Source organism: Paraburkholderia sp. BR13444 (assembly GCF_040948755.1).
Classification (GTDB): Bacteria; Pseudomonadota; Gammaproteobacteria; order Burkholderiales; family Burkholderiaceae; genus Paraburkholderia; species Paraburkholderia youngii.
This window is the reverse complement of sequence record NZ_JBFPKM010000001.1, coordinates 343,924-356,001: the sequence shown is the minus strand read 5'-3', so window position 1 is coordinate 356,001 and position 12,078 is coordinate 343,924. Positions and strand designations below refer to the sequence as shown.

Sequence of the window (12,078 nt, the reverse complement as noted above, 5' to 3'; positions counted from 1 at the left end):
CGACATCGCACGGCCGGACTTTGCCCGCACGCGATACCTTACCTCGCTATCCGGTCCTTTGCGCCCGATGCGCGGCCTCCTGCACACCACGTACAGCGGCGGCCACGATCAAGCCGGTGAAGACCACGCTGATCACCGGGTCGGCTTTGCGGCATGGCGCACCGCCTCACTCCACACGGCGGTGTTGCTCGAAAAGCAGAAGCATCAAACATGCGTAGACCGTGACGGCCAGAAAGAGCCCCATTCGCACGGCAAACGCGGTGTAGACGTCCTTGCCCGCCACGCTGTCCTGCACCGATTGCCCGAGCAGAATGATCATCGTCACGAGACTGTTCAGCCAGAAGCCCGGCGAACAACGCGTCGGTTGCAGGCCGTACAGTTTGCGTCCCACCAGCAGGCCGAACAGCAGCATCCACAGAAAGAACATCCACAGATGCACGAACAGCCTCAGCGCAAACCAGAACGCGATCGCGAGCAGACCGCCGAGCAGCGTCGAGCCGATCAGATCGCGTGCGGCGCCGCGAGCCGAGGTCGTGCAGGTTTGTCTGCCGAGGCTGACGGACTTCATGATGATCGGCATGTAATTCGCCGGATCGGTCATCGCGAGCAGATAAGCCGGCATCACGACGAGCGCGGCTCGCAGCGCGATATAGGCGGCCTTGTCTTGCGCCATCGCTGCCGCGGCGGGCTGTTCTCGTGCGTCCGTCCGCTCGGGAAACAGGCTGTGCGCAAGCGTCGACACCAGCACGGCCAGCAGCAGCCCCTTCGCCAGCGCGCCGACTACTGTCAAGGCCAGCTCGAAGTCGGCCGTGCCCGCAGCGGAAATCATCGTCAGTCCCGCGACCAGAAAAGTGGCAACGAGATTGTTGCCGCCGCGCAGACCATAACGAAACGCGAAGAACAACATCAGGCCGACGATCATCACGCCGGCCAGCGCGTAATGACGCAGCAACGGAACCAGCAGCAAGCCGCTGCCGGTGGTCGACGCGACGACCAGCGACAGAATCACGCCGGCCTTCAACGACAGCGGACGATTCTGCGTGGCCAGCAAAAAAACCGTGAATACCGGCGCGACGACCGGGATCGGGAAATCGAGTCCGAAGCTGACCGCAACAGCGATCGCCGTTCCCAGCGCAACACGTATCGCGCGATATCCGAGGCGCTGGGTCATGAGCTGCATAGGCTTCTCAATAGACGTAGGAAAGCCAGCTCATCAGCCGGATGAACGCGTGTCCCAGCGGATTGAGCGGATTGCCCTGGGTCGGAAACGCCATCACTTCGGCCTGCCCGCCCACCCGCAGATCACGCAGACGGGCGCGCTCGCTGTCGTCGAATTCGACGATCACCGGAAAGCGTTGCGCAGGACGCAGCCAGTCGCGGCTATTCTGCACGGTGGGCAGGCTGCCGGCCGGCGTGGGCTGTCCCACGCTCACGCCATAGCCGACACTCCGGACCCGCCCGCCGAATACTTCACCGGGCAGCACGTCCAATGCGATCTCGACGCGCGTGCCGGGTTTCAGATGGCCCAGATTGTTCTCCGTCATGTCGGCGCTAACCCACACGTCGCGGATCGCGATCAGCGTCATCACCGGATTGCCCGCCGCCGCGAACTGACCGACTTCCGTGCGCAGATCGGTCACGACACCGCTCGAACGGGCCCTGATCCGCGCGTTGGCGAGATCGAGTTCGGCCTTCTCCAATGCGCTGGCTGCGCTGCGCAACTGCGCGTTTACCGCCTCATGTCCGCCCTGTTGCTCCCGCGCGCGCTCGACTTCGGCACGTGCTCCGTCGACCTGGCTTAGCGCCTGTGCATGCGTCGCCCGCGCGACCTCGAGACGTCGCAGCGACACGGTGCCCTCGTCTTCGCGATAGAGCCGCTCGAGTCGGTTGCTGTCCTGGCGCGCCTTGACCTCGTTCGCGACGGCGGCCCGCAACGCCGCGAGAGCCGACTCGATGCCGGCCGTGCCGGCACCGACCTGACGGCGCGTGGACTCCAGATCGGCGCGCGCGCGGTCAGCGGCAATGCGGTAGGGCTCGCTGTCGACTTCGAACAGCACGTCCCCGGCGTTGACATCCTGGTTGTTGTGGACGAACACCCGGGTCACGCGCCCCGACACCTCGGCGGCGACGGGCACGACATAGGCCTGAATGCGCGCCTGCTGCGTATACGGCGTGAAACGGTCGGCGAGCAGATACCAGATCAGGCTCAGTACGATCAGACAGACCACCACTTTGACCGCCCTGCCGGAAGGGTCGGCGGCGGGCGTCGACGACTTCGGCGCGGCGGCGGTTGGAGGCTCGCGGGTATCCTGGGTATCGCTCATCGTGACGCCCCTTCGGCCTGCCCCGGCGTACCGGAAGCCGGCGCCGTTTCGTCGAGCAGGTCGCCCCAATCCGTGCGTTGCCGCATCTGCGCGCGGGTCGCCGCATCGACGAGCGGCTGTTCGGTCTCCCAGCCGCCTCCGAGCGCCTTGTAAAGCGCGATCACACTGCCGAGCGCATTGCTGCGATTGACCACGTACGCGTCCTGCTGCGCAAACAGCGCGCGCTGCGCATCGAGCACCCGCTGGAAGTCCGAATACCCTTCCCGATAGATCGTATTGGCGAGCGTCAGCGAGCGCCGCGCCGCGCCTTGCGCGTCATTCAGAATGGTGTCGCGCTGCAACGCGGCGATCAGCGCGGTCGCGGCATCGTCGGCCTCGCGCGCTGCCTCGCGCACCGTGTTCTGATAAGCGAGCGTCAACTCTTGCAGCCGCGCGTCCTGGACGCGCACGTTGTTCGTGATCCTGCCGTAATCGAACACGTTCCACGTGACGCTCGGGCCCGCGGCAAAAAGCAGTGTGCTCGGTGCGCCCGCGAGCGAACTGGCGCTCCACGTCAGCGTGCCGAGCAACGATACGGACGGGTACAGATCCGCTTTAGCGACGCCGATCAGCGCCGACTGCGAAGCCATCTGATACTCGGCCGCGCGAACGTCGGGGCGGCGCAACAGCAGATCGGCCGGCACGTCTTGCAGCACCGCATGATCGACTAGCGGGACCACGCCTTCCTTGCCCGCCTGCACGTCGAGTTCCGGCAGCGGCCCAGGCGCTCGCCCGATCAGCACCGACAGCGCATGACGCGCCAGCACGATCTGGCTTTCGAGATCGGGGATGCTGCTCAGTGTCCCCAGGTACTGCGTCTTCGCCTGCTGGAAGTCGAGTTCATCGGATTCGCCGGCCTTGAAGAGCTTTTGCGCGATGTCATAGCTGCGTTTCTGCAATTGGGCGTTCTCGCGCGCGATACGTAGCCGCGCCTGTGCGACCCGCAGCGTGAAATAGGTATCCGCGACCTGAGCGTGCAACAGAACCAGCGCATCGTCGCGGTTCGCTTGCGCGGCGAAGAACGCGGCGTCGGCCGATTCGATCGCGCGGCTGAAACGCCCCCAGAAATCCAGCTCCCAGCCGATGGCGAAACCCGCGCCGTACTGCACGAACGCACCGGAGCGCGGATTGGAGCCCCCCGAGCGCTTGCGCGCGGAGGCGAGTACATCGGCACTCGCCTGCTGCACCTGCGGATAGCGTCCCGCGAGCGCGATGCCGAGCTGCGCGCGCGCCTCGAGAACGCGCAGTCCGGCGATCTTCAGGTCGCCGTTGTTCGCGTCGGCTTCCGCGATCAGACGTTCGAGATTCTGGTCGCCGAAAATCAGCCACCATTGGCGCGCGTCGGGCTGTGCGCTTTGCTGCGTGACCTGCGTGATCGACGCACTGCTCCAGTGCTCGCTCCACGCTTCATGCTGCGGCTTGAAGTCCGGACCCACCCGCATGCATCCGCTCAGGCCGAGCGCCCCAAAGAGCGCTGCGATCCCGTACGGACGCGTGAACGGTGACACGGAGCCATCCTCGCGCTTCAGGTCTGCTTTGGTTCGTGGATCTGCGCGGTTTGCGTGGGTTGCGGCTGGTCACGGACCCAGCGCCAGAACAGCTGATAGCCGACGGCCAGCATCACGGGCCCGACGAATAGCCCGATCACGCCGCCCGTCACCATGCCGCCGAGCGCTCCGATCAGCACGACGGGCATCGGCACCGCAACGCCGCGGCCCAGCATCAAGGGTTTGAGCACGTTGTCGGCGAGGCCCGCGACGAACACATAGACCGCGAAGATGATGTTTGCGGTGCTCACGCCGTCCGTGACGATCACGAAGGCGATCACCGGAATAGTGATCAGCGTGGCCGGCAGTTGCATGATGCCGAGCAGCAGCACGGCCAGCGCGAGCAGCCCCGCGCCGGGTATCCCCTTCACGACGAAGCCGATGCCGATCAGCAGCATCTGGATAAACGCGATGCCCACCACGCCCTGGGCCACCGCGCGAATCGTCGCCGTGCACAGATCGGCGATCTGAACCCCGTTCTCGGGACCCGAGATGCGCGAGGCGATCTGCACCGCGCTGTGATAGCCCTTCTCACCGTGGGCCATCAGGATTCCAGCGATGATCAGCGCGACAAAAAATATCACCAGTCCGGCGCCGAGGCCCGTCACCGTTGCCAGCACGGCGAGGCCGGCCTCCTTCAGCTGCGGTGCGAACCTGTGTGCAAGGCCGGCCAGATTCGTCGATGCCTGTTGCCAGAAGTCGTACACACGCTGGCCGACCAGCGGCCAACTCTCCACCGACTCGGCCGGAGGCGGAATCTGGAAGCTACCGCTCTTCGCAATGGCTATCGATTTCTCGATCGAATCGGCGACCGCGAGACCCAACGCATACGTGGGCACCAGAATCACGGCAAACGCGACGAGAATGATCAGCGTGGCGATCAGACCATCCTTGCCGCCGAGCGCATGGCGCAGACGGACCTGCAGCGGATACAGCGTGATCGCCAGAATCACCGACCAGGCCATCAGGTTAAGAAACGGCGCGAAGATCCGAAAGCAGAACACGGCCAGGATCGCAATGAGTCCGGCGCGGATCAGCACATCGAGCATCTCTCTCGCAGGCGTGCGTTGTGAAAGCGGTGTGAGCAGCATAGGTTCCTCTCCGGCCAGGTCGCGGCGCGGTTGCGCGGCGACACCGTGATATGCCAGCAACGCGAAAACTCGAACCCACTGGAACGTTTTTGACGCCAATACCAAAGCCTGCCTGCAATTCCGGCATCTTCAGGAAGAGAATCGCGCCGGCCTTCTCGTCGACAGAACGCGGCGTTTCACTACTATTGAACCCGCACCTCAAAGATTCAATTGGACTTTGGTCTCATAGCCTCGAACCGTCCGGCGTTCCAGTCGCCCACGACGATCATGGAGAGCACCGTGAGATTGATGCTTATCGTCGCCGTTCTGCTGGGCTTGGTTGCTGGCGCGCTAGCCCGCGCCGCCGGGGTCGGCTTTCAGAAGGTCGACATACCGAACGGCGCCGAGCCGCCGCTCGCTGCCGGAATCTGGTATCCGACCGACGCGCCGGCCACACCGCACGCGTTGGGCGGCGCTACCCAGACTGTCGCCGCCGACGCTCCGATCGCGGGCAATCATCTGCCGCTGGTGGTGTTGTCGCACGGCGGCGGCGGCTGGTACGGCGCTCATTACGACACGGCTCTCGCGCTGGCTCGCGCGGGCTTCGTCACGGCGGCGGTCAGTCACGCCGGCGATACCTTCGATGATCAGAGCCACGTGCTGGAACTCTGGCGCCGGCCCGCGCAGCTTGATCGGCTGGTGGACTACATGCTCGACGACTGGCCGGAGCGCGAGCGGCTCGATGCAGACCGCATCGGCGCATTCGGCTTTTCCAACGGCGGCTTCACCGTGCTCGTGGCCGCGGGCGGCATTCCGGATCTGTCGAAAATCGCCCCGTTTTGCGAAGTCCACCCGGATCATGACCTGTGCGACGCTTTGCGGCATGCGAGCGTCGACGTTCATTTCGGCGCGCATGTTCCGGCCGGTGTCTGGGTCCACGATGCGCGCATCAAGGCTATGGTCATCGCCGCGCCTTCGTTCGGCTTCGCGTTTGGCCGCGCGGGCTTGGGCCGCGTGCGCGCTGCGCTCCAACTGTGGAGCGCCGCCGACGATCGTCATCAGCCGCATCCGTGGTACGACGAGCCGGTGCGGGACGACCTGCCCCGCGCTGCCGATTATCGTCTGGTGGCTAACGCAGGCCACTATGACTTCCTGCCGCCCTGCGATACGCGTCTTGCGCGGCTGCGCCCGCAGATCTGCGACAGCGCGCCGGGCTTCGACCGGGCGGCGTTCCATCAACGGTTCAATGCCGAGGTGGTACGGTCTTTCGAGGCGATGCTGCGATAGGAAAGTATCGACTTGTGTGCTGGATCAGCTGCGTGCCTGCGTCGATGGTCGTGCAGGAAACCTACGCAAAGCAAAGGGGTGCCCACAGGCGCAAGTTTTGCAGTCCGCGTGGTCCTATTACGCGAAAAATTCGCCGTCAATTGCAAAGCCGTCAATCGCGGATAGGAGAACTTCACATTTTCTTGATTCGTCGTAAAAGTGTTATTACCCTCTACGAGGTGGGCTTTCGGGCGCCAGCTTCATGCCCCCCGAGCGTGGAAGGGTTAGCCGACCAACAACACCAAAGGAGCGAGTCGATGCATGGCATCCTCGACCGATTGGCTTGCATTGCCTTTTCCCGGCCGGCATTCGCCGCGGGCCGCGGCGCATTGAGCGGCGAACACCGCAAGCGCACGAACGGCTACCCCCCACGGCGGCTGCGCAACACGATTCCCCGCTCCACCCATCATCGGTGGCTGCCTGTTGCCCATCATCTACGGCATTGCACCCAACGCTTTGCTGATCCGCGCGGCCTCCTCCAGGTTCCCGCACGGCGTGGTCCGTGTGTCACCGATCATCGCCGGCCTTTTTGGATTGCAATGCGCGCCGTCGATGAAGCCTGCGGGCGAATGAAGCAGCGCCGCCTTCGTTAGATCGTCCGTGATCCGGCTTCGGAGAGATAGAACCTATGCGTGCCTCTCTTTACCTGTCAAAGCTGCTGGCAACCGCAGCCCTCACAGCGGTAACCGCCTCGTCGCAGGCCCAGACCACCGCCACCGGCACCTTCCAGGTCAGGATCACAATCCAGGGCACCTGCCTGATCGCCTCCACCACCGACATCGACTTCGGCGCGCAGCTCTCGGCCGCGACCACGTATACGCAGACCGGCACCATTCAGGTTCAGTGCACCAATGGCCTGCCCTTCACGCTGGGACTCGACGGCGGCACCGTCACCGGCGATGTCAACGCACGCGCGATGCAAGCCACGACCGGCACCACCCAGATTCCCTACACGTTGCGGCGCGACTCGCCGACAGGAACGAACTGGGGGAACACCGCACCGTCGTGGTACACCGGCACCGGGATCGGCATCGGCTCCGACTACACGATCTCGCTGACGGTCTACGCAGCGGCAACCGTGGGCGGTACGGAACCAGCGGGCCAGTACCTCGATACGGTCACCGCAACGATCACCTACTGATGGGGGACGTCCATGCACGCCATGCGATCACTGGTTCAGCCACCCATGCTTCGTGCCCTCTGGAGCGCCGCGGCCATGGTCGCCGCCGTCGGCGGCGTGGCGCCGGCACGAGCCGCCGCGATCCTGCAGGTCGCACCGGTCAGGATGGAATTCGAACCCACGCAGCAAGGCCAGACGGTCCAGATAGCCAACAAGGGGCAAGACCCCGTCGAGGCACAGGTGCGCATCATGCGCTGGACCCAGCAAGATGGTCAGGATCAACTGAGCCCGGCGGCATCGAGCGAACTCGTGGCCAGCCCGCCCATCATGCACATCGCGCCCGGCGGCCAGCAGACGGTGCGGGTGATCCGCCTCCACCCGACGACGCCCGCGAGCGAACTCAGCTACCGCCTGCTGATCGATGAGTTGCCTCAGCAAGGCATGCCGCACGGAACCGGCTTGAGGTTGTTGATGCGCTATTCGATTCCGGTCTTCGTGAACATCACGCACACGACGCCGGTGCCAAGACCACAGCACGGCACCACCCCCATCAGGACCGACCTCAGCCGCGTCCACGCCCAGGTCGCTGCCGGCAACGACGGCAAGGCCGAATTGAGCGTCAGTAATGACGGCACCCACGCCATCCGCATCAGCGCCTTGAGCACTGCGGCATCCGGCGGCCAGACGCAGTTCGTGGATAGCGGTCTGGTCGGTTATGTCCTGTCCGGCCAACGCATGAGCTGGCCTCTGAACGTTCCTTATCCTTTGCCCCCAGGTATGACGCTCAAGGCCCGATTCGATGACGACACTGAAGTGCAGGCGGTGCCATTGGACGGTGCTGGCCGTTAGCCTGAGCCTTTTCGCCGCTGCGCTATCACCTGCCCGGTCCGCGGCCTCTGCGGCAGACATCAACGCCTCGCGTGGACAAGGCCTCTATCTCGAAGTGGCGGTCAATCATGTGGAACTCCGGCGGATCGAACATTTCGTCGTGCGCGACGGACACATCTATGCCGATGTCAACACGCTGCTAGGGCTCGGCTTGAGCTGGCCCGGCGCGCAGACTGCGAGCGGGCTGATCGACCTGAATGATCTGCCGAACCTGCAAACCCGATACGACGTAGCCAACCAGCGTCTGGAGATTTTTGCGCCCATCGAATTATTAAGCGGTCCGCTCTCGGAGGTCGGCTACAGGACGCCGCCCGTGCCGTACCTGGACCCCGCGACGCGGGCGCCCGGCCTGTTGTTGAACTACGACTTCTACACGCAAACGGACAGCAATTCGACCAGCGCCAGTGGCTGGACCGAACTGCGCATGTTCGGGGTCGGGCCTGGCGTCTGGCGCACCAGCAACCTGACGCAATTGTCCAGAGGCTATGGCAGCGACAGCGAACGCAACATCCGTCTCGACACGTCCTGGCAGCTGGATTTTCCGGGCTCCATGGTGACGGTGACGCTGGGAGACGCCTTCAATGGCGCATTGTCCTGGACTCGCACGATGCGCTTCGGCGGCCTGCGTATCTCCCGCAACTTCGACTTGCAGCCTTACCGCGTCACGGTCCCGCTCGCGTCTTTCGTCGGCGAAACGGCGGTTCCATCGCTCGTCGACCTATACATCAACGGCGTGCGGCAGGCGCAGGGGCCCGTGGCGCCGGGTCAGTTCCAGGTCGTCGGCGCGCCGGTCATCACCGGGGCGGGCACCGCGCAGATAGTCGTCACCGACATCACCGGCCAGCGGCGCGTCGTGAGCATCCCGTTCTACAACAGCGCAAACCTGCTACAGAAGGGTCTCAGCGACTGGTCGTTCGAGGTCGGAGCATTGCGCCTCGATTACGGCATTCGCTCGTTCTCCTACGCGGACAACGCGATGTTCAGTGGCAGCGGCCGCTATGGCGTGACCGATTATCTGACGCTCGAAGCGCATGGCGAGACTTCTCATGGCCTGACCATGGGCGGTGTCGGCGCGGCCGTCCGGCTCGGCCAGGCCGGCGTGGTGAGCGCGTCCTTCGCCGCCAGCAACTATGGTCACCAGCGCGGGCAGCAATACGGCGCCGGCTATCAATGGCAAGGCTACGGCTTCAGCATCAATCTCGCGACCTTGCGCCGCAACGACGCGTTCGTTGATATCGGCACGCTCGAGGGCTCGACCTTGCCTCTGAGCAGTTCCCAGGCGTTCGTCGGCTGGAACGTGGGACGGGGTCAATTGGGCGCCAGCTTTGTACGTCAGTCGTATCAGGACCTCCCGAGCGCGAGCTATGCGGGCCTGAGCTGGTCGCAGTCGTTCGGGCGCTTCGGCTATTTCAGCGTGGGCGCGAACCGTGACCTCGAAGGCCATGGCGGAACCTCGGCCTTTGCCTACTGGTCGCTGCCCCTCGGCAACCGGGTTCAAACCTGGGCCAGCGCCGTGCACCAGGGTCGAGGCAACACCGTGACGGTCGGCGCCGCGCGCGATGTGCCCGGCGACGCCGATGGCTGGGGCTGGCGCGTGCAGGGCAGCGCGGGAGAAGATGCGGGTGGCCAGGCCGAGATCAGCCAGCTCACCCGCTTTGGGGAATGGCGGGTCGGCGGCCAGTACCTGGCGAACCAGAGCGCGGGCAACAGTACCGCGTATGCCGACGTCACCGGCGGGCTGCTGCTGATGCAAGGTCATCTGTTCCCCATGCGCAGGGTCTACGATGCCTTCGCGCTGGTATCGACCGATGGCATAGCCGGTGTCCCGGTCAAACTGGAAAACCGGCTGGTCGGCAGCACCGACGATCACGGCCTGCTGCTGGTCACACCACTGAACGCATGGCAGAACAACGATCTGTCCATAGATCCGCGAGCGCTTCCGGCCGATGTCAGGGTGGAGCGCGTGCGCATGCAGGCGGTACCCTCGACAGGAAGCGGCATGCTGGCGCGCTTCGAGATCCAGACCATGCTGATGCTGGACTTCTCCGTGCACAGCGTCGCCGGCGAGGCGATTCCGGCGGGCACGCAAGCCGTGCTCGACCCCGGCAACGTCCCTGTGACGATCGGCTATGACGGCCGCGTGTTCCTCGAGAATCCGCCCGCGGACGCACGGCTTTCCGTGCCCTTGAGCACCGGTCAGTGCGTCGTGACCCTGCCGGCCCAACTACCCCAACACGGCCGGATCGACCTCGGAGATCAGCCATGCCGATAGCCCGCGCATTGCCGCGCAAGCCGACCGCACTGATGATCTGGCTCGTGGTCGTCGTGGCTCTCGCGCTTCATGCACCGCTGGTTCACTCGCAGTCCTGCTATGTCAGCGGCGCGTTCGGGATGAGCTTCGGCACCGTCAGCAGCAGCGGCCGCGCAGCCACGTCCGCGGTAACCGTGAACTGCCAGCCAGACTATTCGGGCGGCCAGACCTACTACTACCAGGTCTGCCTCTATCTGAACCCGGGTGACTGGAGTGTCGGGCAGCCGACACGGCGCATGAGCAACTACAACAACGCTTATCTCAACTATGACCTGTTTTCCGATGCCGCCCATACCCAACACATCGGCGCACCGGGTTCCACGCCCGTCTATCAGGTGCATATTGCGACGCCACCCGCAACGCCACAGACCGTCAATGCTTCCGTCTACGGCTGGGTGTACCCGGGGCAGGCGGTTCCCGCGACCTACCCGTTCCAGGAGACCGGCATAACGGGCGTTCTGGATTACCGGTACAGCACCACGGGCTTTCCCGCTTCGGCGGACTGCAGCGCCGGCGGGACCGGCGGCGGTTCCATCACGTTCAGCTCGTCGGGTGTCAACGCGACCTTCGAATACGGCTGCTGGGTCGCCGCCACCGATATCGACTTCGGGGCGGTGGCGCCGCCTCAAAGCCAGTTGCGCGAGAACGGCAACATCCGTGTCCAATGTGCTCCGGGCACGTCCTGGCGCGTGGGCCTCGACAATGGTCTGAATTTCGATGGCTCCATGCGCCGCATGTCCGGACCGGGCGGATTCGTCCGCTATCAGCTGTATCAGGACGCCAGCACCACGCAGGTGTGGGGTAACGATGATGCAAGCATGGTGGCGGGAACGACCGACGTTGCCGGCAACACGGCCTCGCTGACCGTTTATGGCCTCGTGCCAGCGCAACCCAATCTCGCGGTCGGCGATTACATCGATACGATCGTCGTCACGCTGTACTACTAGGAGAGAAAAAATCCTTCTGATAGGGCGTGACGAGTTGCGCCACTCGCAAGACCGCGCCGGTTTAGCCGAATTCGTCGTGTTGGGGCAGTTGATCAGTGATCGAATACCACGGCGCCTTGGAACCCACGAAAATGTGGGCAGTGGGAGAGATGGAAGGCGAGTCCGTGAGGGTGCCGAGCGTGACGTGAACGTATTCACCGTTACGAACCACTGAGAACATCAGGCTTCCACATTTTTTGCAGCGCACATCGTGCGACGCCTGCTCATCACCGAAGATCAACAGGCTGTCTTCGCCCTCCGTGATGCGCAGCTTGTCGCGCTCGATCCCCGCGAAGGGTTTGAACGCCGAGCCGGTTGCGCGCCGACAGTTCGAACAGTGGCAGTTCAACGCATAGACGAATTCGTCTCTTACCGAGTAATGGACGGCGCCGCAAAGGCATCGGCCGGCAAGCAATGGTTTCATGGCTGCCTTTAGACAGAAGGTACATCGCTAATTGGAAAGTCGC

General features: G+C 64.3%; 11 protein-coding genes. 6 read left to right on the top strand and 5 right to left on the bottom strand.

Features of this window, described 5'->3' with window-relative positions:
- Nucleotides 1–166: 166 nt before the first annotated feature.
- From AB3X95_RS01560 to AB3X95_RS01545, 4 genes are read right to left on the bottom strand one after another with little or no spacing between them, the layout of a single operon-like run.
- A complete protein-coding gene (locus AB3X95_RS01560; protein WP_368620506.1) occupies nt 167–1,180 on the bottom strand; it encodes a DUF2955 domain-containing protein in 1,014 nt (337 codons plus the stop codon).
- Between the two features lie 7 nt (nt 1,181–1,187).
- Entirely contained in the window at nt 1,188–2,324 is a 1,137-nt protein-coding gene (locus AB3X95_RS01555) for an HlyD family secretion protein (protein ID WP_368620505.1), read from the bottom strand.
- Nucleotides 2,321–3,871: an efflux transporter outer membrane subunit gene (locus tag AB3X95_RS01550; protein WP_368620504.1), complete on the bottom strand. Its 1,551-nt coding sequence runs from the start codon at nt 3,869–3,871 to the stop codon at nt 2,321–2,323. The genes AB3X95_RS01555 and AB3X95_RS01550 overlap by 4 nt, the downstream gene beginning before the upstream one ends.
- Nucleotides 3,872–3,888: 17 nt before the next feature.
- Nucleotides 3,889–5,001 (bottom strand): AI-2E family transporter, encoded by a 1,113-nt coding sequence (locus AB3X95_RS01545; RefSeq protein ID WP_368620503.1) that lies wholly within the window; start codon nt 4,999–5,001, stop codon nt 3,889–3,891.
- Nucleotides 5,002–5,289: 288 nt separating this feature from the next.
- Here AB3X95_RS01545 and AB3X95_RS01540 point away from each other — a divergent pair, with 288 nt between their 5' ends.
- The 6 genes from AB3X95_RS01540 to AB3X95_RS01515 all read left to right on the top strand — a co-directional run bounded on the left by AB3X95_RS01540 (nt 5,290) and on the right by AB3X95_RS01515 (nt 11,572).
- The gene (locus tag AB3X95_RS01540) at nt 5,290–6,267 is read left to right on the top strand and encodes an alpha/beta hydrolase family protein (RefSeq protein ID WP_368620767.1); all 978 of its coding nucleotides are present in this window, start codon (nt 5,290–5,292) and stop codon (nt 6,265–6,267) included.
- Between the two features lie 462 nt (nt 6,268–6,729).
- Nucleotides 6,730–6,879: a hypothetical protein gene (locus AB3X95_RS01535; protein ID WP_368620502.1), complete on the top strand. Its 150-nt coding sequence runs from the start codon at nt 6,730–6,732 to the stop codon at nt 6,877–6,879.
- A 55-nt stretch (nt 6,880–6,934) separates the two neighbouring features.
- Entirely contained in the window at nt 6,935–7,447 is a 513-nt protein-coding gene (locus AB3X95_RS01530) for a spore coat U domain-containing protein (protein ID WP_368620501.1), read from the top strand.
- A 75-nt stretch (nt 7,448–7,522) separates the two neighbouring features.
- A complete protein-coding gene (locus AB3X95_RS01525; protein WP_018432203.1) occupies nt 7,523–8,275 on the top strand; it encodes a molecular chaperone in 753 nt (250 codons plus the stop codon).
- Entirely contained in the window at nt 8,226–10,586 is a 2,361-nt protein-coding gene (locus tag AB3X95_RS01520; RefSeq protein WP_368620500.1) for a fimbria/pilus outer membrane usher protein, read from the top strand. The genes AB3X95_RS01525 and AB3X95_RS01520 overlap by 50 nt, the downstream gene beginning before the upstream one ends.
- Entirely contained in the window at nt 10,577–11,572 is a 996-nt protein-coding gene (locus tag AB3X95_RS01515) for a spore coat protein U domain-containing protein (RefSeq protein WP_368620499.1), read from the top strand. The genes AB3X95_RS01520 and AB3X95_RS01515 overlap by 10 nt, the downstream gene beginning before the upstream one ends.
- A gap of 61 nt (nt 11,573–11,633) precedes the next feature.
- Here AB3X95_RS01515 and AB3X95_RS01510 read toward each other — a convergent pair whose 3' ends face one another.
- Entirely contained in the window at nt 11,634–12,035 is a 402-nt protein-coding gene (locus AB3X95_RS01510; RefSeq protein ID WP_176365786.1) for a GFA family protein, read from the bottom strand.
- Nucleotides 12,036–12,078: the final 43 nt, after the last annotated feature.

What these genes read in the sequence shown, in the direction of transcription:
- AB3X95_RS01560 (WP_368620506.1), bottom strand. Translation starts at nt 1,180, where the DNA reads ATGCAGCTCATGACCCAGCGCCTCGGATATCGCGCGATACGTGTTGCG.
- AB3X95_RS01555 (WP_368620505.1), bottom strand. Translation starts at nt 2,324, where the DNA reads ATGAGCGATACCCAGGATACCCGCGAGCCTCCAACCGCCGCCGCGCCG.
- AB3X95_RS01545 (WP_368620503.1), bottom strand. Translation starts at nt 5,001, where the DNA reads ATGCTGCTCACACCGCTTTCACAACGCACGCCTGCGAGAGAGATGCTC.
- AB3X95_RS01540 (WP_368620767.1), top strand. Translation starts at nt 5,290, where the DNA reads ATGCTTATCGTCGCCGTTCTGCTGGGCTTGGTTGCTGGCGCGCTAGCC.
- AB3X95_RS01530 (WP_368620501.1), top strand. Translation starts at nt 6,935, where the DNA reads ATGCGTGCCTCTCTTTACCTGTCAAAGCTGCTGGCAACCGCAGCCCTC.
- AB3X95_RS01525 (WP_018432203.1), top strand. Translation starts at nt 7,523, where the DNA reads ATGGTCGCCGCCGTCGGCGGCGTGGCGCCGGCACGAGCCGCCGCGATC.
- AB3X95_RS01520 (WP_368620500.1), top strand. Translation starts at nt 8,226, where the DNA reads ATGACGACACTGAAGTGCAGGCGGTGCCATTGGACGGTGCTGGCCGTT.
- AB3X95_RS01515 (WP_368620499.1), top strand. Translation starts at nt 10,577, where the DNA reads ATGCCGATAGCCCGCGCATTGCCGCGCAAGCCGACCGCACTGATGATC.
- AB3X95_RS01510 (WP_176365786.1), bottom strand. Translation starts at nt 12,035, where the DNA reads ATGAAACCATTGCTTGCCGGCCGATGCCTTTGCGGCGCCGTCCATTAC.